This window comes from Streptomyces sp. NPDC012835 (genome assembly GCF_042900885.1).
In the GTDB taxonomy this organism is placed as follows: Bacteria; Actinomycetota; Actinomycetes; order Streptomycetales; family Streptomycetaceae; genus Streptomyces.
The window spans coordinates 1,552,620-1,578,194 of sequence record NZ_JBIBBW010000001.1; the positions used below are offsets into that span (position 1 = coordinate 1,552,620).

A 25,575-nucleotide genomic window follows, 5' to 3' on the forward strand; every position below is an offset into this window, starting at 1 on the left:
ACGGCCACGGGAGAGGGCCGCGCTCCGTACGTACGCGTACGTACGGAGCGCGGCCCTCGGCCGTCCTGCGTCCTGCCCGCGCGGTTACTTGCGGATCAGGCTGCGCAGCACGTACTGCATGATCCCGCCGTTGCGGTAGTAGTCCGCCTCGCCGGGGGTGTCGATGCGGACGACCGCGTCGAACTCCACGCCGGTGTCGGTGGTGACCTTGACCGTGCGCGGGGTGGTGCCGTTGTTCAGCTCGGTGACTCCGGTGAAGGTGAAGGTCTCCTCGCCGGTCAGTCCGAGGGCCTGGGCCGAGGCGCCCTCCGGGTACTGGAGCGGGAGGACGCCCATGCCGATGAGGTTCGAGCGGTGGATGCGCTCGTACGACTCGGCGATGACGGCCTTGACGCCGAGCAGCGCGGTGCCCTTCGCCGCCCAGTCGCGGGACGAGCCCGAGCCGTACTCCTTGCCCGCCAGGACGACCAGCGGGACGCCGGCGGCCTGGTAGTTCTGCGAGGCGTCGTAGATGAAGGAGACCGGGGCGTCCGGGAGGGTGAAGTCGCGGGTGTAGCCGCCCTCGGTGCCCGGCGCGATCTGGTTGCGCAGGCGGATGTTGGCGAAGGTGCCGCGGATCATGACCTCGTGGTTGCCGCGCCTGGAACCGTACGAGTTGAAGTCGCGACGCTCGACGCTGTGCTCGGTGAGGTACTTGCCCGCCGGGGTGTCGGCCTTGATGGCACCGGCCGGGGAGATGTGGTCGGTGGTGACCGAGTCGCCGAGCTTCGCGAGGACGCGGGCGCCGGCGATGTCCTCGACCGGGCTGGTCTCCATCGTCATGCCCTCGAAGTACGGGGGCTTGCGGACGTAGGTGGACTGCGGGTCCCACTCGAAGGTGTTGCCGGTGGGGATCGGCAGCGCCTGCCACTGGGCGTCGCCCGCGAACACGTCGGCGTAGGACTTGTTGAACATGTCCTCGCCGATGGCGTTGGCCACGACGTCGTTGACCTCGGCCTCGGTGGGCCAGATGTCCTGGAGGTAGACGGGCTTGCCGTCCTGGTCGACGCCGAGGGCGTCCTTGGTGATGTCCACCTTCATCGAACCGGCGAGGGCGTACGCGACGACCAGCGGCGGGGACGCCAGGTAGTTCATCTTGACGTCGGGGTTGATCCGGCCCTCGAAGTTGCGGTTGCCGGAGAGCACCGAGGTGACGGCGAGGTCGTGCTCGTTGACCGCCTTGGAGACCTCCTCGGGCAGCGGGCCCGAGTTGCCGATGCAGGTGGTGCAGCCGTAGCCGACGAGGTTGAAGCCGACCTTGTCGAGGTAGGGGGTCAGGCCCGCCTTGTCGAAGTAGTCGGTGACGACCTTCGAGCCCGGGGCGAGCGTGGTCTTGACCCACGGCTTCCTGGACAGGCCCTTCTCGACCGCCTTCTTGGCCACGAGCGCGGCGGCGACCATGACGTACGGGTTCGAGGTGTTGGTGCAGGAGGTGATCGCGGCGACGGTCACGGCGCCGTGGTCGATCTCGTAGGTCGAGCCGTCGGGAGCCGTGACGAGGGTCGGGCGGGTCGGCACGCCGTTGGCGGAGGCCGGGGCGTCGGAGGCCGGGAAGGACTCCTTGCCCGCCTCCTCGTCCTCGGAGACGTAATTGCGCACGTCCTCCGCGAACTTCGCCTTGGCCTCGGCCAGGACGATGCGGTCCTGCGGGCGCTTCGGACCGGCGATGGAGGGGACGACGGTGGAGAGGTCCAGCTCCAGCTTCTCCGAGAAGTCGGGCTCGGCGGCCGGGTCGAGCCAGAGGCCCTGCTCCTTGGCGTACGCCTCGACCAGGGCGACCTGCTGGTCGCTGCGGCCGGTCAGGCGCAGGTACTTCAGGGTCTCGTCGTCGATCGGGAAGATCGCGGCGGTGGAGCCGAACTCCGGCGACATGTTGCCGATGGTGGCGCGGTTGGCGAGGGAGGTGGCGGCGACGCCCTCACCGTAGAACTCGACGAACTTGCCGACGACGCCGTGCTTGCGCAGCATCTCGGTGATCGTGAGGACCAGGTCGGTGGCGGTCGTGCCGGCCGGCAGCTCACCGGTGAGCTTGAAGCCGACGACGCGCGGGATGAGCATGGAGACCGGCTGGCCGAGCATCGCGGCCTCGGCCTCGATCCCGCCGACGCCCCAGCCCAGCACGCCCAGGCCGTTGACCATGGTGGTGTGCGAGTCGGTGCCGACGAGGGTGTCGGGGTACGCCTGGCCGCCGCGGACCATGACCGTACGGGCCAGGTGCTCGATGTTGACCTGGTGGACGATGCCGGTGCCGGGCGGGACGACCTTGAACTCGTCGAAGGCGGTCTGGCCCCAGCGCAGGAACTGGTAGCGCTCGCGGTTGCGGCCGTACTCCAGCTCGACGTTCTGCGCGAACGCCTCGTGCGTGCCGAACTTGTCGGCGATCACGGAGTGGTCGATGACCAGCTCGGCCGGGGCCAGCGGGTTGATCTTCGCCGGGTCGCCGCCCAGCTCCTTCACGGCCTCTCGCATGGTCGCGAGGTCCACCACGCAGGGCACACCGGTGAAGTCCTGCATGATCACGCGGGCGGGCGTGAACTGGATCTCCTGGCTCGGCTGGGCCTGGGAGTCCCAGGAGCCGACGGAGCGGATGTGGTCGGCGGTGATGTTCGCGCCGTCCTCGGTACGGAGCAGGTTCTCCAGCAGCACCTTCAGGCTGTAAGGGAGGCGCGCGGAGCCCTCGACCTTGTCCAGCCTGAAGATCTCGTACGACTCGTCGCCCACACGCAGCGTGCTGCGGGCGTCGAAGCTGTTCGCCGACACGACAGTCTCCTTCATCAATGTGCGCGTACTACGTCATGCTGCCGCCACGGCTCCTCGCCGATCCGCTAAGGTAAGGCTTAGTTAGGTAACCCTTACCGATTGGCGGCCGCGGTACGCCCTCGGCAGATATCTCGATGTCGAGATAACTCTAGTACATGACCGCTGCCCGGTCATGCCCGGGCCCGGCCGTCCTGCATCAGTCACCTGTATCACTCCATCGCGTCATTTTCTTGACAAACCGTGGCGTTCCGGCTCCCGTCTCGGGGCCGGGCGCTGTCACGGGACGGTCGTACGTTGACCCCACGGTGCGCACACCGGCTTCCTACGGTGCGGGGCATGCGAAACCGTTCTCCGCTGCTCGGCGCCGTACTCGTGCTGACCGTCCCCCTGATGGCCGCCTCTCCGGCACAGGCCATCAAGGGGGGCACCGAGTCCAGCCGGGCCTACTCGTTCATGGGCTCGTTCCAGCCCTCCTTTCCCGCGCCACCGCGCCCGGACCGGCACGGCTGCGGGGTGGAGGTCCTCGCGCCGCGGTGGGTGCTGACCGCCAGTCACTGCGCCGGCCGGAACCCGACCGGGGCGAAGGCGGGTGTCCCGCGCGGCTGGAAGGTCCGGGTCGGGTCACTGGACACCACATCCGGGGGCGAGGTCGCCGAAGTCGACCACTACTACCGGCTGGCCACCAACCGCGACGAAGGAGGGTTCTGGGGCAAGGACCTCGCACTGCTGCACCTGCGGACCCCGGTGCGGGCCAAGCCCCTGCGCATCGCCTCGGCCACGCCCTCGGAGGGCACCCCGGTCCGCATCATGGGCTGGGGCATGACCTGCGACGACATGGACGACCCCGCGTGCCTCCCCACCCGGCTGCGGGAGGCCGACACCGTGGTGCAGCCGCTGTCGGTCTGCCCCGTGGCCGAGCCCAGCGGGGACCTGTGCGTCGGCAGCCGCGACGGCGGTGTCGCCGCGGCCAACATGGACTCCGGCGGGCCCGCGCTCGTCCGCGACGGCGACGAGTGGACCCTGGCCGGTGTGGTCAGCGGACCCGGTGCCAACACCGACTCGCCACCCACGCTGTACACCGATGTCGCCCTGCACGCCGACTGGATCAACGGAATCGTCTCCGGCACCGACGTCCCGCCGGACGACGAGATCCCGAACGTGGAGGGCTCGGTGGAGCTGAACGGCTGCGTGGGCTCGGTGGTCCGCACCGCCGCCTCCCGGCCGAAGGACCCGGCGCTGATGCTGACCAACGGTCACTGCGTGGCGGGAGAGCGGCCCGCTCCCGGAGCGGCGCTGGTGGATCAGCCCGCCGACCGCGAGGTGCCGATCGCCGACCGTCAGGGCTACCCGCAGGCCACCGCCCGCGCCAACCGGCTGGTGTACGCCACGATGACCGGCACCGACATCGCGCTCTACCGGCTGGACAGAACCTACGCCCAGATGGAGTCCGAGGGCGCGAAGGTCTTCCGGCTCACCTCCACCCCCGTGCGCGCCGGCCATCCGCTGACCATGGCCTACACCAGCCTCCGTCCGAGCTGCACGGCCGAGGCCGTGGTCACGCTGCTGCGTGAGGGCGGTTACCGGATGAACGACTCGATCCGCTACGCCACCAGCGAGGGCTGCGCCCCCTGGCCCGGCACATCCGGCTCGGCCCTGCTGGCCCCCGACGGCGACACGGTCGTGGGAATCCACAACACCCACAACGAAGCCGGCGAGCGGTGCACCGACAACAACCCCTGCGAGGTGGGCCCGGACGGATCCGTGACCTCCGTGCGGGGCCGAGGGTACGGCCAGCAGGTGCACATGATCGCGGCCTGTCTGACCAAGGGATCGAAGCTCGCCCTGTCCCGCCACGACTGCACCCTCACCGGCGCCGCACCCGGCCCCGACCGGCAGGGCGCCTCCGGTCACCGGAAGCGCTGACGCGATCAACACCCCTGACGGGGCGCGCCGGTCCGGTGACCGGCGCGCCCCGCGGCCCCCGATCCGTGGAAGACACCCGTACGGCGGCGCGGCGGTTGCCGGATCGGCTTCGCGCGCCGACCATCGGGAGGGGCCGGGCGGACGGGGGAGACACCCGGACAGCCCACCCCAGCAAGCGCCTTATCTCACAGATGAGATAACGTGACGCCATGGAAGACGACTACCTCGCACGCATCGGCAAGCTCATCCGCGACGCCCGTCAGCACCGAGGATGGACGCAGAGTCAACTCGCCGAGGCGCTGGCCACCAGTCAGAGCGCCGTGAACCGCATCGAACGCGGCAACCAGAACATCAGCCTTGAGATGATCGCGCGCATCGGTGAGGCGCTCGACAGTGAGATCGTGTCGCTCGGTTACGCCGGGCCCATGCATCTGCGGGTCGTCGGCGGACGCCGGCTCTCCGGCTCCATCGACGTCAAGACGAGCAAGAACGCCTGCGTGGCACTGTTGTGCGGCTCGCTGCTCAACAAGGGCCGTACGGTGCTGCGCCGGGTCGCGCGGATCGAGGAGGTCTTCCGGCTGCTGGAGGTGCTGAACTCCGTCGGGGTACGCACCCGCTGGATCAACGACGGCGTGGACCTGGAGATCGTGCCGCCCGCCGAGCTGGACATGGAGGCCATCGACGCGGAGGCGGCCCGCCGCACCCGCTCCATCATCATGTTCCTGGGGCCGCTGCTGCACCGGATGGACACCTTCCGGCTGCCGTACGCGGGCGGTTGCGACCTCGGCACCCGGACCATCGAGCCGCACATGATCGCGCTGCGCCGCTTCGGCCTGGACATCGCGGCGACCGAGGGGCTGTACCACGCCCAGGTCGACCGCTCGGTCGCGCCGGACCGCCCCATCGTGCTGACCGAGCGGGGCGACACCGTCACCGAGAACGCGCTGCTGGCCGCCGCCCGCCACGACGGCACGACCGTGATCCGCAACGCCTCGTCCAACTACATGGTCCAGGACCTGTGCTTCTTCCTCGAAGCGCTGGGGGTACGGGTCGACGGCATCGGCACGACCACCCTGACCGTGCACGGTGTGCCCTCCATCGACGTGGACGTGGACTACTCCCCCTCGGAGGACCCGGTCGAGGCGATGAGCCTGATCGCCGCCGCCGTGGTGACCGAGTCCCAGCTGACCATCCGCCGTGTACCGATCGAGTTCCTGGAGATCGAGCTGGCGGTCCTGGAGGAGATGGGGCTCGACCACGACCGCACGCCGGAGTACGCCGCCGACAACGGCCGTACGCGGCTGGTCGATCTGACCGTACGGCCGTCCAAACTGGAAGCGCCGATCGACAAGATCCACCCGATGCCGTTCCCGGGCCTGAACATCGACAACGTGCCGTTCTTCGCGGCCATCGCTGCGGAGGCCCAGGGACAGACCCTGATCCACGACTGGGTCTACGACAACCGCGCCATCTACCTCACGGACCTCAACCGCCTCGGTGGCCGTCTCCAACTCCTCGACCCCCACCGCGTCCTGGTCGAGGGCCCCACCCGCTGGCGCGCCGCCGAGATGATGTGCCCGCCGGCACTGCGGCCGGCCGTGGTCGTGCTGCTGGCGATGATGGCGGCGGAGGGGACGTCCGTGCTGCGGAACGTCTATGTCATCAACCGGGGATACGAGGACCTGGCGGAGCGCCTGAACTCGGTGGGCGCCCAGATCGAGATCTTCCGGGACATCTGACCGGCGGGGTGTCGTGCCCCTTGAGCCCAAGGGGCACAACACCGCAACCTGCCGCCTGACCAGCGAATACTTACCTTCGCGGCCCTTCACTGATCACTGTTGCCTTTCAGCACCTTGCGCAACGCACGTGCAAGGGGATCTTGCATGGTTGACGGTACGTCAGATCTGGATGAGCGACCGTCAGTTCTTTCGGAGGGTTACTGCCGAAGTGGCCTCGCAACGTCCGATGCAGGTCGTGTCACGCCGACCGCGTCCGGTCGACCAGGTGAACCGCCATCCGCCCGACGTTCCGACCTCGCGACGCGGCCTGGGGTCCGGCCGCGGACCCCGGCGGCGGCGCCGGGGTCCTCTGCCGTCAGCCGTGCCGCCTGGCCCGGCGGCTCCGGTTGAAGACCATCGCGCCACTGGCAAAGACGACTGCCCCCAGGCCCGCCACTGCCGCGGGCACGGCGACGGCCGACTCCTTGCCGGAGGCTGCCAGCTTCTCGCCGGCCGCGGCGTGTTCGGTGTGTCCGGCGGCGTGGATCGGGTCGGCCTTGGTGTTCTCGACGTCCGCCCCGAGCGCCTCGACCTCGGCGGCCGACCGCTCGCCGCCCGCCAGACCGGTGACCTCACCGCTGCCGCCGTCGAAGACGACGTCGGAGCAGGAGAAGAAGTTCTCCTGGCTGTCGGAGCGGATCCACTGGACGAAGAGCAGGTGCTGACCGCTCCGTTGCGGTAACTGGAGGTTCCAGTAGTAGTGGCCTTCGTTCGTACCCACACCACCGTTCTGCGGCGGGTTGGTCACCGTCTGCAGGTGGTCCAGGTCGCCCCACGCGAGGGCCTGGGTCGGGCTCCACCCGCTCTTGGTGAGGTAGACCTCGAACTTGCCCGGATGGGCCGCCCAGTTGCTGTACTTCAGCTGGATGTTCGAACCCGAGGTCAGGTGCGTCTTCGGCCAGTCGGTGCGGACCGCGTTGTACGCGGAGAAGTTGTACGGGCTGCGGTCGCCCGCACTGCACAGCTTCCCGTCCGGGACGTAACCCGCGCCCCTGCCACCGGCGTTGGAGTCCAGAACGGCGAACCAGTTGTACAGCGGGGTGGTACCGGCCTGCCGGACCGCGTCGGCGCAGGCGGGGTTGGACGGCATCTGGGTCGAGCTGTTCTGGAGCAGGTCCTTGTAGCACAGGTTGGTCCGGGAACCGGGCATGATGCTGACGCCGTGCGCCGATGCCGGGGACGGCACGGAGAGCACCGCTGCGGCAACGCCAGCGGCCCCGGCTAGGGCCAGTGTGCGCCGGGCGCGGACCGAGTTGATGGCCATGAGTTGGTCTCCTTCGTGAAGGTTCTCTTTCGAGCACCGACCGATCGGCCGGGACCTGTCGCGGGCGTCGCCCCATGCTGCGGGAGCCGACCGTTCGGGCCCGGCGATCGACCTGCGAGAGGGTCTGGCGTGGATGGTGGGGGGTCAACGAGGGCAATGGGAGCGCTCCCATCTGTTGTAGCGCGTGGGGGCGGAGTAGTAAATGGCCGCGTCGCGTCCAGATATTGACAGGCACTGGTCAAGACTTGACGACGCGGGCGCTCCCATCGTCAGGAACGGGCAACTGAACCGGGCAAATCGCACGTCTCTGCCCTCAGAGGTGAAGACCCACGTCCTCCGGAGGTAGTTCGCCCATGACACCCCCCACTCCCTCGGTCGCCTAAGGGCTGTCCCGTCATGCCTGGTGGATCAGCGCGCGGCGTCAGATGCGGTGCATCGCACGGCGGAGGAGCGTCCGCATACTGGATGTACGCGGATGTTCCGGCAACGCGGCGAGGTGCCGTAGCTGTCGTCGCGCGCCCGCCGGGCATGACGGGACAGCCCTTGGCCCCAACGACGAGTCCGCCGCGGCCTGGTCGCTCTCACCATCGGCGCGATGCCGCCCACTGTGGGGCCCCCAGCCCTGCGAAGGCGCTGGAAATGCGCTCGCAGACAGCTCAGGACGTACGCGGACATGGCAGTGCAACCGCAGTCGAGCGCCTCGGCGGTGAACTACCCGAGTCCGGCGTGGTCGTCCTGGGTGACCCGGGGTCCGCGAAAACGCCGGGCGCGCGAATCTGTTCCAGCCCTGCCGGGTTCAGCGCACCGGCCGACCGTCCCTGGCGAGCCTGCCGCTGAACTCCGGGGCGAGGCCGGGCCCAACGTCCCAGCCCACCCGAGCGCCCTCCTGCGGCGCTCCGCGGGCGGAGCCGGCGCTCCGCGCCTGGTGGCGCGTGGTCGCCACGGACGGAGAATTCCGGGATCCTGCAGAGGGATCGAGGTACCGGGAAACCCGCTTTCGGAGGACGCATGGGCCACGGAGTCGGTCAAATCGGATTCGCCGAACGGGACTTCGCGCGGTTCCGCGTCCGGGTGGTCGACTGCCTGCGCGTCCTGGAGGAGGTGGTGGCCGACCCTGGATTCGGGGCGGCGGCGGCCACGGTCGGGGCGGAGTTGGAGGTGTTCCTCGTCGCGGAGGGTGGCCGCCCGGCCGCTGTGAACGGCGCCGTGTGCGAGATCCTGGGCGACGACCGGGTCGTTCTCGAGGTGTCCCGGTCCAACTTGGAAGTGAACCTCACCGCTGTGCCGCTGGCCGGACGGCCGTTCACCACCATGGCCACGGAGGCCCGGCGATTGGTGGCGGCGATCACCCGGGTGTCGCTGCCCCGCTACGGGGCGCGGGCGGTGCCGATCGGGACCCTGCCGACGCTGACCCCGGACGATGTCGGCGCGGAAGCGCTGACCGACGTGCCGCGTTACCACGCGCTGGAGAGCGCCTGGGACCGGCGGCGCTCCCGCCCCTTCACCCTGCGGGTGGGAGACGGGCACCGGGGGCTCGTCGAGGCCCGGTCCGTGGCGTTGCAGGGGGCCGCCTGTTCGTGGCAGATCCATCTGACGGTCCCTCCGGACCATTTCTGCTCCACCTTCAACGCCGCCCAGCTCGCGACCGGACCCGCGCTGGCGGCGGCGGTGAACTCCCCGTTGCCTCTGGGCCGCAGCGGCTGGCAGGAGGGCCGTATCCCGCTGTACGAGCGGGGGTTCGGCGACCGGCAGGGGCGCCGGAACCGGGCACGGGTCGGCTTCGGCCGCGGATGGGTGAGCGGCGGGCCGCTCGCCGCGTTCAAGGAGTCCGTGTACGGTCACGACGTTCTGCTGCCCGCGTTCTTCCCGGCCGGGGACGAGCCGCCGGCCGGGACGGCCCTTCCCGCGCTGAAGGAGTTACAGACCCATCTGAGCACGGTGTGGTCGTGGAACCGTCCGGTCTACGACGCGAACGGTCATCTGCGGATCGAGTTCCGGGCGTTGCCCTCGGGCCCCACGCCTCTCGACATGGCGGCGAACGCCGCCTTCCTGGTCGGTCTCACCCTGTCGCTGGCCGCCGGGGGGAACGATGTGGCCTCGCGGCTGCCGTTCACGTACGCCAAGGCGAACTTCTACCGGGCGGCCCGCCAGGGTCCCGACGCGCTCCTGTGGTGGCCGTCCGGCACGTCGGCCGCCGGCCCGCGCAGACACCGCGCGGCCGACCTGGTACGGGAGTTGATCCCCGCCGCGCGTACCGGCCTCGAAGCGGCCGGAGTGGCCGGCGAGGAGGCGCGCATGCTGCTGGACCTGCTGGACCAGCGGGTCGCCACCGGCCGCACGGGGGCGTGGTGGCAGCTGCGGGCCCGCCAGGTACTCGCGGGACGGCGGCCGGACCGGCAGGACGACGAGAGCAGGCCGGACTCGGCCGCCACGGCTGCTCTCGGCAGGCTCCGGGCGGGCGAGCTGACCGAGCGGTACGCGACACTTTCCGCGCAGGGCGCGCCCGTCCACACCTGGGCTCTGCCCGCAGAACCCCGAGAAGTCGGCGACGAGGCCGAGGACATCCCCGTCGGCCAGTGATCTTCAGGTCGACCGACCCGCCCCGACCTCGGCGTCGACGTCCCCCGTGGGAGCTGCCCGGCGGATCGGGGGGTGCGCGGAGGTTCACGCCGCGGCGGCCCGCCGCTCCGGCGGAGCCAGGTAACCGCTGTCCCGGAAGTAGCGCAGATAGAGATCGATCATGCGCTCGTCCACCGGCGGGCAGGTGATGCCGCTGCCCTGGAGGGCGTGGTCGACGTTGTCCCTGCCGAACTCGGGAAAGGTCCCGGTGAAGTACGTCTCGTTGGCGGAGATTCCGGAGGAGCGGGCGGGTTCGATGAACATGGGGAGGAACGGGGCCATGGGGTGCTCGGGGTTCCGGGCGGTCAGTTCGGTGACGCGTTCGACCCAGGTGTCGTAGGGCTGGTCCTCGATCCCGTAGCCTGCGGCCCGCAGCCTGTCCACCAGCAGCCCCAGCCGGGCGGCGCGCGGATTGGTGAGGTGGTAGACGCGGCCGTCGGGCCTCTGGTGGGTGAGGATGTGTGTGATCGCGTCGGCTGTGCAGTCCACCGGTACGAAGTCCAGGGGGAGTTGGATGTCCGGAGCGATGCCGGTCTCGGCGATGGTGCGGAACAGCGCGCACATCATGGTGTCCGTGTTCCACACTCCGCTGCCCCCGGCGCCGGTGATCTCGTACGGGCGGTGGATCGCGACCGGGAGTCCGCGCTCCGACGCCCGCGCCACCAGGCGTTCCGCGACCCACTTGGTCTCGGGGTAGCCCAGCGCGATGCGCTCGGGGAAGTCGAGTTCGGTGTCCTCCTGGACGTGCCGGACGCCCGCCGTACCGAAACCGGCGAGGACCGCGATGGTGGACACGTAGTGCACGGGTTTGAGCGAGTGTGCGGTGGCCAGTCGCAGCACCGTACGTGTTCCGCCGACGTTGATCGGCGCGAGGGCGCGGTACGGGTAGGCGAAGTTGACCTGGGAACCGCCGTGCACGATGAGTTCCACCTCCCGGGCGAGCTCCTCCCACCGGGTGGTGTCGAGGCCGAAGCGCGGTTCGGACAGCTCACCGGGTACCGGTGTGATCCGGTCCTCGCAGCACGACGGGTCGAGGCCGTAGCGGCGCATGCGGGCGTGGATACGGGCACTGCCCTCCTCGGCGGTGCGGGCCCGGGTCAGGCAGTACACCCGCTCGACACCCGCGCTGATGAGCCGGTCGAGGAGATACACCCCCAGGAAGCCGGTACCGCCGGTCAGCAGCACCGTGCGCGGGGCGTTCGCGTCCCCGGACGGCTCGGCGTCACAGCGCAGCTCCGGGTCCAGGACCGATTCGGCGGCGAAGTCGACCGCCTCCTCGGCCGTGTCGCTGTCGGGGGACTCGCGCAGTTCCCCGGCGTGGCGGGCGAAAGCGGCGAGTGTGGGGTTGCCGAGCAGGCTGCGGATCAGGGCGCGGCTGGACGCGGGCGGAATGCCGACGCGCTCGCAGGTGGCCGCGGCGACCTGGGTGGCCCGCAACGACGTGCCGCCCAGGGCGAAGAAGTCGTCCTCGCGTCCGGGGGTGTCGATGCCCAGCAGACCGCACCAGACGTCGGCGACGGCCTCTTCCAGCGAACCGCTCGGTGTCCCGCCCGTGCCGGTGTCCGCGCCCTCGCCCCGCCGGTCCACCAGGTCCAGGAGGCGCTCGCGGTCCACTTTGCCACTGGTCTGGAGCGGGATCTCCTCGGCCGTCGCGATCTGCGTGGGCACCATGAAGGTCGGCAGCCGGTCCTTCGTGTGCGCGACCAGGGCGGTGACCAGCCCGTCGGTGTCGGCCCCGGCGACGGGCACGACGGCGGCGGCCAGCCGCTGCCCGGCTCCCTCGCCGACCACGTCCACCGCCGAATCCTCCACCTGGGGGTGGGCGGAGAGCGCGCCTTCGATCTCGTCGAGCTCCACCCGGTACCCGCGGATCTTCACCTGCCGGTCGCGGCGCCCGCGGAACTCCAGGACACCGTCTCTGCGCAAGCAGGCCCTGTCGCCCGTGCGGTACAGGCGCGCGCCGGGCTCGTCGCCGAAAGGGTCGGGGACGAAGTGGCTCTCCGTCGCTGCCTGGTCACCCAGGTACTCCAGCGCCACGCCGTCGCCGCCGACCCACAGCTCGCCCACCTCGCCGGGGTGCGTCAGCCGGCCGCCCTCACCCACCACGTAGGCCGTGGAGTTCGGCACGGGACGGCCGATCGGCACCGACTCGGCGTGGTCGGCCAGCTTCTCGATCCGGCTGGTGGTGGAGAACGTCGAGTTCTCGGTCGGGCCGTAGCCGTCGAGGAACATCTCCGGGCGGCCTTTCTCCAGTACAGCCCGTACGGCCGTCGGGTTGAGGACATCGCCGCCGGCGATGAGCAGGCGCAGCCCGGCGAACATCTCCGGGCGTTCCTCGGCGTACTGGTGGAACAAGCCGGCGCTCAGCCACAACACGGTGATCCGCTGGTCGCGCAGTGTCCTCTCGAAGAGGTCCGTGTCGAGCAGCGCGTCGGGGGCGGGCAGGACGAGGCAGGCACCGTTCAGCAGAGGCGCGAACAACTCGAAGCAGGAGACGTCGAAGGTCGGACTGGTCGTGGCCAGCAGCCGGTCGTCGGGCCGCAGCCGCAGGTCGCCGGGGCTCGTCACCAGCCGGACGGGGCCGCGGTGGGGGCACAGCACGCCCTTGGGGGCGCCGGTGGTCCCGGAGGTGTAGATGACGTACGCGGGGTCGGTGGCGCGGCGGTCCTCGGCCCAGTGTGTGTCCCGGCCGGGCACCGCGTGACGGGCCAGGTCCTCGGTGGTGACACGGCGGCACATCCGCCCGACCGGCTCCGCCTCGCTGTCGGGCGAGGTGACGGCGAGCACCGCTCCGGAGCGCTCCAGTATCGTCCGCAGCCTGTCCCGCGGATAAGCGGGGTCCATCGGCAGATACACCCCACCGGCCTCCAGGACGGCGAGGATCGCGACCACGGCCTGCGGGGAGCGCTCCAGCGGCACGGCGACCACATCACCGTCCCCGACCCCGTCGTCGCGCAGGCGGGCGGCGGCCCGGCGCATCCGTTCGTCGAGTTCCGCGTAGGTCCACCCGCCGTCGTCCCACGCCACGGCGGGTGCGTCGGGGCTCCGTTCGGCCTGGTCGCGAAAGAGCCGCGGCACCAGTGCGTCGCGTGGGTAGTCGGTCGAGGTGTCGTTCCAGGCCCGCACACGGTCGGGAACGCTGGCAGGGGGCTGGGCCTGGGGCATGGCAACTTCCTCGTGGGTCCCTGGGGCATGGCAACTTCCTCGTGGGTCATCGAACTGGTGGCGGCGCCGCTTCACCCGGTTCTGCTCGCCCTCGGTCCTGCTCCCCTGCCTCGTCACCCCAGTGGTCGGAGACGATCGAATCCGGTCGGCGGGCGAACTCCAGCGGCGCTCCGGTTCCCTTCCGGCTGCCGCGCGGCACGGGATTCGATCAGTCGCCGGGCATTCATGGCGTACTCCTCCGGCGTGGGTTCGGGTGAACGCTGTGGCGCCCGCCCGGTCCGCGAACCCCGGCCCGCCCACCCGTGCTGATCGTCGACGCCGCACGGTGGGACAGAACAAGCCCTCGTACGAAGTCGACGGCGGCCGGTTCGGGGCGGCGGGTCATACGGCGGACCGACAGCCACACCGATCCCGCGCGCAACCGAAGGTCCCTCGCACCAGGAGCGGAGATCGGTCACAACCGGAGGAAGAGGGTGGTCGCGATATCGCCGATGTCGAACGTCCGTGAGGCGGCAATCGCGCCATGCGCCGCCGGTTTTCGCTCCGGCGTTCCCTGCGGTTCCGGCTCCGGCCGGTGCCCGCGCGCCACTCCCAAAGGTATCACCGACGGTCTGTTTCCTCTCGGTGAACACCGGCGGGCCCGGGCATCACCGGACCGTGGGGGAGCCCGTCAGACGCCGAGGCCGGGATGGTCCCGGAGCTGCCTGCGGGAGGTGACGCCGAGCTTGCGGAAGATGTTGCGCAGATGGGCGTCGATGGTGCGCGGGCTGAGGAACAGCCGGGCGGCGACCTCTTTGGATGTCGCGCCGGTGGCGACCAGCCGGGCGATGTACATCTCCTGCGCGGTGAGCTGGTCGAAGGCGGGCCCGGACCGGGCGGGGGCCTTTTCGCCGGTGGCCCGCAGTTCGTCCGCGGCCCGCCGGGCGAACGCGTCGATGCCTCGCTCGGACAGCAACGCGTGGGCGGTACGCAGATGATGGCGGCAGTCGCGCCGGCGGCCCTCGCGGCGCAGCCATTGCCCGTACAGGAGATGGGCCCTGGCCCGGTACGGAATCATGGGGCTCTGCTCCAGGTGCTCGACGGCCTCCCGGTAGTGGTCCTCGACTCCGGTCACGAGTCCGCGCGCGTACGCCGCGATGCCCAGGCCCGAGGTCGTCCCACTGGCGTCGGTGCGCTCGGTCAGTGATTCCAGGGCGGTGGTGGCGGCGTCCCGCTCACCGCACCGGACGGCCGCCTCCACCAGCTCGGGGAGGGAGAAACCGGTGAGGAAGAGGTCACCGTGCGCGGTGGCCCGGCGGGCCGCGGCCAGTGCGGCCGGATAGTCGCCGAGGCCGTTGTGCAGCACGGCCGCCGCCCAGTGGGTGTTGGCGATCAGCTGCCCGGCGCCGCGCTCGGTCGCTGCCGCGGTGACCGTCTCGAACAGCTCCAGCGCCTCCCGGCGGTGGCCGCGCAGCGCGGCCAGTTGCAGCCGGTGATACGTCACCGGGGGCCCGCCGATCGCGTCGGCGATCGCCTCCTCCTCGGCGACAGCGGCCATCGCCTGCCCGAAGTCGCCGGTCAGCACGGCGCTGGACGTCAGCTGGGCGAGCCCCAGGCGCAGCAGGAGCGGCGAACCCGACTCGCGGCCGGTCTTCATCAGCCACTCGACGATCGCCCTGTGCGTGTGCGGGTCCCACAACTCGCAGGCCAGCATGACGGCGAGCCCGGGGCGCCGGGTCCACATCGGTGTGTCCTCGCCGTCGAGGATGGTCCGTATCAACGGGACCGCCGCCCGGTGCCCTTCGGCGGCGAGGCGGGTCAACGCGTCCAGGACGTCAGGAGGCCCGGGGGCCGAAGCGGCGGTCCGGGCCGCCGCCAGGACCATGTCCATCACACCGCTGGCGCGGCCGACGACCAGGCTCATTTCGAGCGCGTCCAGGAAGCTCTCGCGGGACCGTTCCGGATCGGATTCGGACAGCCGCTGCGCGGCGCGCAGCATGAACATCGGGCCGTTGCCGTCGTTGTGGCGCTGGAAGGCGATCTGTCCCCGCAGCAGATCGACCCTCGCACACTGCAGTTCGTCCAGTTTCGTGTTCTCGACGGTCGCGAGGAGTTCCGCCGCGCTGTCGCCGATGCCCGCGTCGAGCTTGGCCCGCACGGCGGCCAGGGTCCGTTCGGTGCGCTCGGCGGTGTCCATCGACAGTTCCGCCGCGCGTGCGAGGAAGGCCGCGGCCGCGGCCACCCCTCCGCGCGACCGGGCGCGGAGCGCGGATCGCTCCAGTTCGGCGGCGACGTCCTCGTCGGGGGCCGTGACGGCCTGCGCGCGGTGCCAGGCCCGCCGGTCGGGGTCCACGACCGGGTCGGTGGCCGCGGCCAGTACCCGGTGAGCGGTGGCGCGCTGTGCCGCTTCGGCGGAGCGGTAGACCACGGACCGGGCCAGCGGGTGGCAGAAGCGGATACGGGTGGAGAACTCGACCAGCCCGGTGGAGGTCGCCGCCGCGCCGGCCGCCGTCAGGTCGATGTCCAGTTGCCGGGCTGCGGGCCACAACAGCCCGGGGTCGCCGGTCGGATCGGCGCTCGCGACGGTCAGCAGCAGTCGCGCTCCGTCGGGCAGGCCGGCCAGCCTGGCCTCGAATCCGCGCTCGATCCGGGTCGGTACGGACGACGCGTCCGGCGGTGTGAACCCGCCCGCCCCGGGCAGTTCGAGCAGCGCCAGCGGGTTTCCCCGTGCCTCGGAGACGATCCGCTGACCCACCTGGTCGTCGAGGGGCGCGTGGCTTCTCGCCGCGAGCAGGGTCCGCGCCTCGGAGTCGTTGAGCCCGCCGACGAACAGGCCGGGCAGGTCGTCCAGTTCGCCCGGTGGCTGCTGGGGGCGGACCGCGAACACCATGGCGACGCGATCGCAGGAGACGCGCCGCGCGAGGAAGGCCAGCACCTTGGACGAGGCCGTGTCCAGCCACTGGGCGTCGTCGATCAGGCACAGCAGTGGGCGGTCACGGGCGGCGCGGGACAGCAGCTCCAGGGTCGCCAGACCGATGCGGAAGACGTCCGGCACGCCCGTGACCAGCCCGAACACGGTACGCAGTGCCTCGCTGTGCGGGGCGGGCAGTTCGGCGAGATGCGGCAGCATCGGCACGCAGAGCCGGTGGAGTGCGGCGAACGGCAGCTCCCTCTCGTACTGCGACCCGTCCGCCCCTACGGTCCGGAATCCGGAGGCCGTCCGGCGGGTGTGGTCCAGCAGCGCGCTCTTGCCGATGCCCGCCTCGCCGCGCAGGACCAGTGCGCCGCCCCGGCCCGCGCGCGCCGCCTCGGCCAGCTCGTCGATGCGCCTGATCTCGGCCTGTCTGCCGACGAGTTGGGCGGGTGGGTGAGCTGACGTCATGCCGCATACGTTAGGCGAGCCGTGGTCACTCGGGCATGTGGTCCCCCGAGTACGGGCTGCTGACGCCGGTGTAGGCGAGGTGCATGATCATGCCGTTGGCGGCGTGCTCGAAGTTGTGGCAGTGATCCATCCAGATGCCGGGGTTGTCGGCGGTGAAGGTGATCTCGAAGACCTCTCCGGGGGCGATGTTGAGGGTGTCGGTCCACCAGGGGCTGCCGGTGGCCGGCTCACCGTTGCGGGAGAGCACACGGACGCGGTGTCCGTGCAGGTGCAGCGGGTGGTCGCCGATGCCGCGGTTGGCGACGCGCACCTTGACCCGTTCCCCTTCGGTGACCTCCAGCGCGGGCACCGCCGGGTACAGCCTGCCGTTGATCAGGCTGCTGGCGAAGCCGAACCCGTTCCGGCTGAAGCCGAACCCGTCGTCCAGCCGGAGGTCGTAGGCGCGGTCGTGGCGGTCCGGGGCGGCGAGGGCCCCTGAGCCGTAGGTGAGCGGGTCGAACAGTGTGCCGTCGGTCAGGTCGGCGGGTTCGGCCGCGCCGTCCGGGCTGAGGGCGAGTGCGGCGGAGCCCTGGTTCTCGGTGTAGGCCAGGGTGACCGGACGGTCCGGCATGGTGAAGGTGATGTCGTAGCGTCCGCCGGCGGCCAGCAGGAGGTCGGTGCCCGGGCCGAGCGGTTCGGCGCCCTCGATCGCGTTGCCGTCGAGGGCGGCGACCGTGAAGCGCGTGCCGTCGATGTGGACGCGGTGCGGATCCATGGAGCTGTTGATCAACCGGAGCAGGACCTCGCGGCCCGCGCGGGCGGTGTGCCGCGCGGGCCGGTCGTCCCTGCCGAAGGCGGGGGCCGGGCCGCCGTCCGCCGGCCATCGGTGGGTGAAGAGTGTGTGCTCGACACCGTCGAAGGCCGCCTCGCCGGTGTCCTGGACGATCAGCGCACCGAACAGCCCGCGCTCCACGGTCTCCAGGGCGTCCCGGTGCGTGTGGTACCAGAAGGTTCCGGCGCGGTTCGGTACGAAGCGGTAGACGTGCCGCTCCCCCGGCCGTACGGGGTTCTGCGTCACGCCGGGGACCCCGTCCTCCGCGTTGGGCACATCGACACCGTGCCAGTGCACGGTCACGCCCTCCTCGACGTCGGTGTTGACGAGCGTCACCTCGATCAACTGCCCCTTCTCGGCCCGGATCTCGGGTCCGGGCGAGGTGCCGTTGAAGGTGAGCGCGTCGACGGAGCGGCCGGAGGCCAGCCGTATCGTCTTCCGGGCCGCGGTCAGGGTCAGCCGGAGGCCGGGCTCCCGGTCGCGCGGGCCGGTGAGTTCATCGACACCGACCTCGCCGGCCGCCACATGGTGGTGTGCGCCCGCCGCCGCGCTCGCCTGGCCGCCCAGAACCAGTGCGACCGCGGGCACCAGCAGGGAGACCGCCGACAGCCAGGGCAGGCGTGAGACACGCGAGCCCGTTCGGCGCCACCGGGCGAGCGCCGGGGAGAGCCCGCCGACCACCGCCAGCCCCGCAACGGATCCGATGAGCACGTACGGCGTGTCCTGGGGACCGAACGGAACGTAGAGCCACCAGGCCGACAACAGCACTCCGGCCGCGCCGACACGTGCGGCCGTCCCGCTGGGCTTCCACAGCGCCCAGGCGACCGGCAGGGCCGCCAGCGGGACTTGCACGATCAGCCGTGAGTCGGCCAGCTCCGTCCCGCCGCCGAGCATCACGCAGGCGACGCCCAGACGTGCCGCCACCAGGACCGCGGTGAAGTACAGCCACCGGCGAAGACGCCGTGCCGTGCCGGACGCGGGCCGGCCGACGGCGAGCGCGGCTGCCGTCGCCAGCAGGGCGAGCACCGCGTCTGTGAGGAAGAGAGTCTCAAACACCCGGTCACCGTGGCCGTGAGCCGCCCGTGCGGGCGTCGGCGGTGATCGCCCGTCCGGCACCGTGCCTCGCCCGGTAGGTGAATGTCACCGACGCGAGAGCGTGTGAGCGGGTGTGAGTCTGGCCGTCCGGCCTCGCCGTCCCCGAAAGCGTCCTCGTGTCCCCGAAAGCCTCGAAGCCGCTGAAGGTCTCCGAGAGTCCCGAAGGAACGGCCGGGGTCGGCACCCAGGTGTTCACCCGCGCCGTCGCCCCGCTCGCGGCCGTCAGCACGGCGGTCCGTTCCGGGACGTCCGGTTCATGAACCGGCGCGCCACGCAACCGAAGGAAAGCAAGATGATCTATCACGGCAACCGGATCACGCTGAAGGAGGGCATCACTCCTCGGCAGTTCGAGGAGGCGCAGCGGATCCTGCACGAGCAGGGCAGGACCATCCCCGCGGTGAAGTCGTACTTCATCGGCCGCGAGTACGGCGGCGGGTTCGACTGGAACGCCCTCTTCGTCCTGGAGGACCTGGACGCCTACTGGGAGTATCTGATCCACCCGGCCCACACCAGGTCCGAACGGTTCGCGCTCCCCCTGATGGAGAAGTTCGAGTCGTACGACATCACGGACGACCCGGACCCCGAGTTCGGCGCCAAGGTCGCCCAACTGCAACAGCGCCACTACGCGGCCGACCCGGAGCTGGTGCGGCTGGTCGCGGCCCTTCCCTCCCATACGGGCAGCAGCGCGCTCCCGGATCCTGACTGACCCTTTCCGCCCGGGGCGGGCCGGACCGGGCTCACGCGCCTTACACCGCCCCGGACTTGTCCCGTCCACCCGGATACTCGATCCGCTCACCCACAGGCAGAGGAACACCATGCCCAGCGACCACTCTTCGCTTCTTGCAGGTCAGCCGTCCCGGCGCCGGCCCCGGACACGCCTGAGCGCCACCGCGGTCGCGCTCTCGCTCGCCACCGTCGGGGTGCTCGCCGGCGCGGGCACCGCCGAGGCCGCGCCCGCCCGGCCGGCCGGGGCCCACCACACCGGCGGGCTCCAGTGCCAAGGGCAGGGCGTCGACCCCGGCGCCGTCATCCGCTACCGGACCGACATCGTGATCAAGGCGCCGCTGAGCACCGTCTTCAAGCTGCAGACCGACGTCGAACGGTGGCCGTCGTGGCAGGCACCGGTCCTCTCGGCGAAGCGCCTCGACTCCGGTCCGCTCCGCAGGGGTTCGCAGTTCCGGTGGACGACCCCGGCGCCCGCCACTCCCACCACCCCCGACACCACCCTGAACATCACCTCCACGGTCCGTCAGCTCGACCGCGGCTCCTGCGTCCGGTGGACCGGCCCCGCGATCGGCGAAGGGCTGCGCATCGACGAGGGCGTCCACGTATGGAACTTCACCGAGGTCAAGGGGGGCGTACGCGTACGGACCGAGGAAACCTGGACCGGCGCCCAGGTCGAGGCGGACGTTCCCACCGCGACAGCGGTCCTCGGCGCGGGACTCGAACAGTGGCTCCAGGAGCTGAAGACCACCGCGGAGGCGCGTAGCGGCGGTCCGTGCGCCTGACGACGACTCGACGGCGGGGCCGGGCCACGGGGTAGACCGTTCCCTTCCGGCGCCGCCGGGGCCGGATACCGTCGCGCCCTGTCCGACCCCGGGCGCGGCGGAATCCGGGTGGGCACCGATCCGTGAGCGCGGCCGGCACCGCCGTGTCGCCGGCCCTGCCGCCTTCGATGAAGCGGGCCCCCGACCGACGGCGCCGGAAAACGTCAACCGCCGCTGGGCCAGCGGCTGTACATCGATGTAAAAAATTGGCGCGCGTCTGTGTACATCGATGTACAAGCGGCTCTACTGTGGCGCTCGCGGTCGACGCGGCCCGCTCGTGCACCCGCACGCAGGCGGTCCCGCCATCGGCTGTGCCACCGCCCCCCATGCGATGGCGGGCCGGGCTCCGCCGTGCGTCGGCCGCGCGCGACGGCGGTGTGCCGCGTCCTGCCGTACGCCCCAGTGCGCTCAGGAAGGAGCCCCCCGTGTTCCGTCTCCGCCGACCACGCCTCCTCACACTCCGCCGGCCCCCCGCACCCGGCCCGTTCCCCCCGTCCGCTCCCCCGGCCCGCTCCGGCGTGGCCGGCCGTCTCCCCCGGCGAGCCGTCCGGGCCCTGCTGCTGGGGCTCGTCGGGACGCTGAGCCTCACCCTGGCCGTACCCGCCACCTCCGCCCTGGCGGCGGACACCGCCGTGACGGATGCCGCCCCCACCGCCACCGGGACCACGCTGCGCAACGGCACCGGGCTCTACCCCCGGGCCATCCGGCTGGCGTACAACGGAGCCGCGAACGGCCGGGTGCTGGCGAGTGTGACCACCTTCGACGGCAACAACGGGGTGGGCGCCATTCACGAGAGCACGGACAACGGCTCGGTCTTCCGCGAGGTGGGCCGGATCGTCGACCCCGAATCGTCGGCGGGCCAGGGCCAGTGCTGCGGCACGCTGTTCGAACTGCCCCGTCAGGTGGGGGCGTTGCCGGCCGGGACCCTGCTGTGGGCGGCGTCCGCCGGGCAGGACGAGACCGACCGGCGTATGGCGCTGCGCGTCTGGCGCAGCAACGATGTGGGCCGCACCTGGTCCTATCTGTCCTCCTGCGCCACCGCGACCGGCACGGGCGGACTGTGGGAGCCGGAGTTCTCCGTGGCCTCCGACGGGGCGCTCGTCTGCCACTACGCCGACGAGACCGACTCGGGACACAGTCAGAAGCTGTCCGCCACCCGCAGCTACGACGGTGTGCACTGGCAGGACCGCCGGGACACGGTGGCGAGCAGCTGGTCGCCCGACCGGCCGGGGATGCCGGTGGTGCGCAAACTCCCCAACGGCACCTACTTCATGAGCTACGAGATCTGCAACCCCGGTGGCCAGTACCAGTGTGTGGTGCACTACCGGACCTCGACGGACGGCTGGAACTGGGGGAGCGCGACCTCGCTCGGGTTCCGGCCGGAGACCGTCGACGGCAAGTACTTCAGAGCCGCGCCGACCGTCGCCTGGGCGCCCGCGCCGGACGGTGGCGCCAACGGCCGGCTGCTGCTGATCGGGCAGATGCTGCTCAACCGGGACGGCACCCCGGCGGCGGAGAGCGGACGCACGATCCTCGCCAATACGGAGAACGGCACCGGCCCGTGGTACGAGATCGAGTCGCCGGTGCGGGTCACGTCGCCCAGCGCGAACTACTGCCAGAACTACAGCTCCCCGCTGCTGCCGTCGGCCGACGGGCGGCAGGTGCTCCAGATCGCCACCGACTGGGACGGCAGTGTCTGCAAGCCGTACTACGCCACGGGCGGGATCACCGGCAGCGGTGACGCGGCCGGCGTGGTCGACGGCGCCCTGTACCGGCTGGTGAACGCCAACAGCGGGCACTGCCTCGACGTGGCCGGGGATTCCCGGGTGCCGGGCGGCAACGTACAGCAGTGGACGTGCAACGGCCTGACCCCGCAGGACTGGTATCTGCGGGCCCACGGCGCCAACACCTTCACCCTCACCGGCCGCAACAGCGGCTACTGCCTGGACGTACAGGACGGCTCGCAGACACCGGGCGCCAACGTCCGGCAGTGGTACTGCAACGCCCTGGCCGCGCAGGACTGGCGGCTGGAGAACGCCGGCCGCGGCTACTACCGGCTGATCGCCCGGTCCAGCGGCCAGTGCCTGGACGTCGCCGAGGGCTCGCGGCAGCCGGGCGGCAACGTACGGCAGTGGACGTGCAACGGCCTCCAGCCCCAGCTCTGGCAGTTGCGAAAGGTCTGACGGACCTCGCCCCACCGCGACGACGCCTCCCCGGCACCCGCCGGGGAGGCGTCGTCGTACGGGGCCCTGGCCGCTGCGCCGGGTCCCGCCGCTACGCGGGGTCCTGCCGCTCGATGGCGGCCGGACGGATCTGCGCGGCGCGGATCCGCTCGATGTCCAGCTTGCCGCCTCGGTCGAACCGGTAGACGCCGTTGCGCTCCTGGAAGACGTCGGTCAGCTGGGTGTAGCAGTAGCCGAACATCGCCGGGTCGTCGAGCAGGACACCCGTGAGGCCGGCGAACCGTACGTGGAACTCCTCCTCGTCGCCCACCCGTTCGCCGTATCCCCAGGACTCCGTGCGGTCCTCGCCGGACTGCGCGGCGGCAGCTGCGGGGTCCCACCAGATGCCGCCGAACTCGCTGACGAAGTAGGGCTGGCCCCGGTACGGCTGGGAGTAGGGGGCGCCGTTCTCGTAGGCGTTGACGAACGGCTCGTCCTTGGCCAGGCCGGACATCAGCCGCTGGAACGCGGCCGGGTCCTGTTCGTAGCTGTGGGAGTCGTAGATGTCGGTCTCGGTGACCCGGTGGGCGTAGCCGGACGCGTCGATGACCGGCCTCGTGGTGTCCATGGCCTTCGTGGCCAGGAACATCGCCCGGGTCACGTCGTCGAGCTGGGTGATGCGGTCGTGCAGCTTCTGGTAGGTCTCGTTCAGCGGGCACCAGCCGATGATCGAGGGGTGCGAGTAGTCGCGTTCCAGCGCTTCGAGCCACTGGGCGGTGTAGGAGGCGTCCGGCCGCTGGTTGTCGCCCGAGGAACCGCCGGTCTCGCAGCCCCAGTCGCCGAACTCCCCCCAGACCAGGTAGCCGAGGCGGTCGGCGTGGTAGAGGAAGCGCTCCTCGAAGACCTTCTGGTGCAGCCGCGCGCCGTTGAATCCCGCCGCGAGGGCGATCTCGATGTCATGGACCAGGGCCTCGTCGGTCGGCGCGGTCATCAGGCCGTCCGGGTACCAGCCCTGGTCGAGCACCAGCCGCTGGAACACGGGCCGCCCGTTGAGGGTGACGGCCTTGCCCCGGATGCCGACGGCCCGGAGACCGGCGTAGCTGTCCGCGCTGTCGACCACCCGGCCGGCCGGGTCGAGGAGTTCGATCCGCAGGCCGTACAGATGCGGGTCCTGCGGTCCCCACTCACGGCGCCGCTCCTCGGGTACGGGCAGATGGAGGCGGGGCGCGAGATCGAGGTCGGCGCGCACCTCCGCGCGGCCGACCTCGCCGTCGGCGTCCGTGAGGACGGCACGCACCCGGTGGCCGGGGCGATTGCCGGAGAGGGGCAGTTCCAGGTGGAACGCGGAGCCCGCCAGGTCGGGCGTGATCCGGGGGCGCCGCAGATGCAGGTCGGGGACGGGCTCCAGCCAGACGGTCTGCCAGATACCGGTGACCCGGGTGTAGTTGCAGTCGTGGTTGGCGTACTGGACGGCCTGTTTGCCCCGGGCCTGCGGGCCCGACCTCGGGTCCCGGGCGCGGACGGTGAGGGTGACCTCGTCGCCCGCGCCCGCGATGTCGCCGAGGTCGGCGGTGAACGGGGTGAACCCGCCGCGGTGGCGGACCACTTCGACGCCGTCGGCCCACACGGTGGTGTCGTGGTCGACGGCGCCGAAGTGCAGCAGCACCCGCCGCCCGGCCCACTCGGCGGGCAGTGTGACCACCCGCCGGTACCACACGGCCTCCATGAAGTCGGTGTCACCGATGCCGGACAGCTCGGATTCGGGCGGGAAGGGGACGACGATCGCGCCGGTCAGGTCACGGTCCAGGAGGCCGCGCTCCAGACCGCTGTCCCCTCGGTCGGTCTCGAACTGCCAGGCGCCGTTGAGGTTGAGCCAGTCGTCGCGGACGAACTGCGGTCGCGGGTGTTCCGGACGCGGTACGGAGGGAGTGGGCACACGTACTCCAGTCGGGGTGAAGGCGGGCGGTGCGGTCACCGGACCCACAATGTACATCGATGTAAACGCGTCGCGCAGTGGTCCTCGACGCGCGGGAACGGGGCGGGGAGCGCGGCGGTACGGGATGGCACGCGGCAGCGGGGCCCGCTCGGACCCGGGTTCCCGGCCCGGGGGCCGGGAACGGACGGGGCGGAGCGCGCGGCGGCGGTCCCGGTCAGGTGCCGCCGAAGCCCGTGGTGGCCACCGATTTGACGATGCGCCGCTGGAAGAGGAGGAACATGATGATCAGCGGCAGCGACGCGAGCAGCGCTGCGGCCATGGACTGGGCGTACTGGATGCCGAAGTTGTCCTTGACGGTGGCGAGCCCCACCGGGAGTGTCATGAGACCGGGATCGTTGGTGACGATGAACGGCCACATGAAGTTGTTCCAGGCGCCGATGAACACGAAGATGGCGACGGCGGCCACGATCGGCCGGGACAGCGGCAGCACGACCGACAGGAAGACCCGCGCCTCGGACGCGCCGTCGATCCGGGCGGCGTCCTCCAGCTCGCGGGGCAGCGCCTCGAAGAACCGCTTGAGGATGAACACCATCATGGGCGCCACCACCTGGGGCAGGATGACGGCCGCGTACGTGTCCACCAGGTTGAACAGCAGCATCTGCTCGAAGAGCGGGACGATGAGCAGCTGCGGCGGCACCATGATGGCGGCGACGGTGACGGCCAGCAGCGCCTTGCGGCCCCGGAACGTACCGCGGGCGAACCCGTAGGCGGCGAGGGTGGAGACGGCCACGGTGATCAGTGTGACCAGCCCGGCCACCAGAAAGCTGTTGAAGGCCCAGGTCAGTACGTTGCCCCGGTCCAGGATCTGCCGGTAGGAGTCCAGCGTGAAGGCGCCCTTGAACGGCGAGAGGCCAGGCTTCGCCACGTCCCGCTCGCTCTGGAGGGAGGTGATGACCGCCCAGACGAGCGGCAGCAGCCAGGCGGCGGCCAGCACGACCAGCGCCGTTCCGGCCAGGACACGCGGCACTCGCCCCGGGCCGAGGAGCATCGGTGAACCGCCGGCCTCGCGGGGCGTGCGGCGCCTCGGGCGCGCGGGGGTTGCGGTAGCGGACACG

At 71.2% G+C, this 25,575-nt stretch carries 14 protein-coding genes; 7 read left to right on the forward strand and 7 right to left on the reverse strand.

Annotation, left to right across the window (positions count from 1 at the left end):
- Positions 1-84 precede the first annotated feature (84 nt).
- Complete coding sequence (acnA, locus tag ACFY6S_RS06380; RefSeq protein WP_388823451.1) at positions 85-2,799, reverse strand: aconitate hydratase AcnA; 2,715 nt, start codon at positions 2,797-2,799, stop codon at positions 85-87.
- Between the two features lie 336 nt (positions 2,800-3,135).
- Between acnA and ACFY6S_RS06385 the strand changes: the two genes are divergently transcribed.
- Together ACFY6S_RS06385 and ACFY6S_RS06390 are read left to right on the forward strand one after the other, a co-directional pair.
- Positions 3,136-4,722, forward strand: a complete 1,587-nt coding sequence (locus ACFY6S_RS06385) for a trypsin-like serine protease (RefSeq protein ID WP_388823453.1) — start codon at positions 3,136-3,138, stop codon at positions 4,720-4,722.
- Positions 4,723-4,931: 209 nt separating this feature from the next.
- Complete coding sequence (locus ACFY6S_RS06390) at positions 4,932-6,461, forward strand: helix-turn-helix domain-containing protein (protein WP_388823455.1); 1,530 nt, start codon at positions 4,932-4,934, stop codon at positions 6,459-6,461.
- Between the two features lie 355 nt (positions 6,462-6,816).
- On the opposite strand, the gene ACFY6S_RS06395 is transcribed toward ACFY6S_RS06390, so the two are convergent.
- Complete coding sequence (locus tag ACFY6S_RS06395) at positions 6,817-7,764, reverse strand: lytic polysaccharide monooxygenase (protein WP_388823457.1); 948 nt, start codon at positions 7,762-7,764, stop codon at positions 6,817-6,819.
- Positions 7,765-8,772: 1,008 nt separating this feature from the next.
- Here ACFY6S_RS06395 and ACFY6S_RS06400 point away from each other — a divergent pair.
- On the forward strand, positions 8,773-10,344 hold the full coding sequence (locus ACFY6S_RS06400) for a glutamate--cysteine ligase (RefSeq protein ID WP_388823459.1): 1,572 nt from the start codon (positions 8,773-8,775) through the stop codon (positions 10,342-10,344).
- Between the two features lie 84 nt (positions 10,345-10,428).
- On the opposite strand, the gene ACFY6S_RS06405 is transcribed toward ACFY6S_RS06400, so the two are convergent.
- The 3 genes from ACFY6S_RS06405 to ACFY6S_RS06415 form a co-directional block, all read right to left on the reverse strand.
- Positions 10,429-13,548: an amino acid adenylation domain-containing protein gene (locus ACFY6S_RS06405; protein ID WP_388823461.1), complete on the reverse strand. Its 3,120-nt coding sequence runs from the start codon at positions 13,546-13,548 to the stop codon at positions 10,429-10,431.
- Between the two features lie 670 nt (positions 13,549-14,218).
- The gene (locus tag ACFY6S_RS06410; protein ID WP_388823463.1) at positions 14,219-16,909 is read right to left on the reverse strand and encodes an ATP-binding protein; all 2,691 of its coding nucleotides are present in this window, start codon (positions 16,907-16,909) and stop codon (positions 14,219-14,221) included.
- Positions 16,910-16,934: 25 nt separating this feature from the next.
- Positions 16,935-18,776, reverse strand: a complete 1,842-nt coding sequence (locus tag ACFY6S_RS06415) for a multicopper oxidase family protein (protein ID WP_388823465.1) — start codon at positions 18,774-18,776, stop codon at positions 16,935-16,937.
- Between the two features lie 155 nt (positions 18,777-18,931).
- Here ACFY6S_RS06415 and ACFY6S_RS06420 point away from each other — a divergent pair, with 155 nt between their 5' ends.
- The 4 genes from ACFY6S_RS06420 (at position 18,932) to ACFY6S_RS06435 (ending at position 22,545) form a co-directional block, all read left to right on the forward strand.
- Positions 18,932-19,075: a hypothetical protein gene (locus tag ACFY6S_RS06420; protein ID WP_388823467.1), complete on the forward strand. Its 144-nt coding sequence runs from the start codon at positions 18,932-18,934 to the stop codon at positions 19,073-19,075.
- Positions 19,076-19,107: 32 nt separating this feature from the next.
- Positions 19,108-19,521: a Dabb family protein gene (locus tag ACFY6S_RS06425; protein ID WP_388823469.1), complete on the forward strand. Its 414-nt coding sequence runs from the start codon at positions 19,108-19,110 to the stop codon at positions 19,519-19,521.
- Positions 19,522-19,630: 109 nt separating this feature from the next.
- The gene (locus ACFY6S_RS06430) at positions 19,631-20,323 is read left to right on the forward strand and encodes an SRPBCC family protein (protein WP_388823471.1); all 693 of its coding nucleotides are present in this window, start codon (positions 19,631-19,633) and stop codon (positions 20,321-20,323) included.
- Between the two features lie 557 nt (positions 20,324-20,880).
- The gene (locus ACFY6S_RS06435) at positions 20,881-22,545 is read left to right on the forward strand and encodes an RICIN domain-containing protein (protein ID WP_388823473.1); all 1,665 of its coding nucleotides are present in this window, start codon (positions 20,881-20,883) and stop codon (positions 22,543-22,545) included.
- A 91-nt stretch (positions 22,546-22,636) separates the two neighbouring features.
- Here the strand turns inward: ACFY6S_RS06435 and ACFY6S_RS06440 are convergent, their stop codons facing one another.
- Entirely contained in the window at positions 22,637-24,460 is a 1,824-nt protein-coding gene (locus ACFY6S_RS06440) for a glycoside hydrolase family 2 protein (RefSeq protein ID WP_388823475.1), read from the reverse strand.
- Between the two features lie 214 nt (positions 24,461-24,674).
- Entirely contained in the window at positions 24,675-25,574 is a 900-nt protein-coding gene (locus tag ACFY6S_RS06445; protein ID WP_388823477.1) for a carbohydrate ABC transporter permease, read from the reverse strand.
- Position 25,575: the final 1 nt, after the last annotated feature.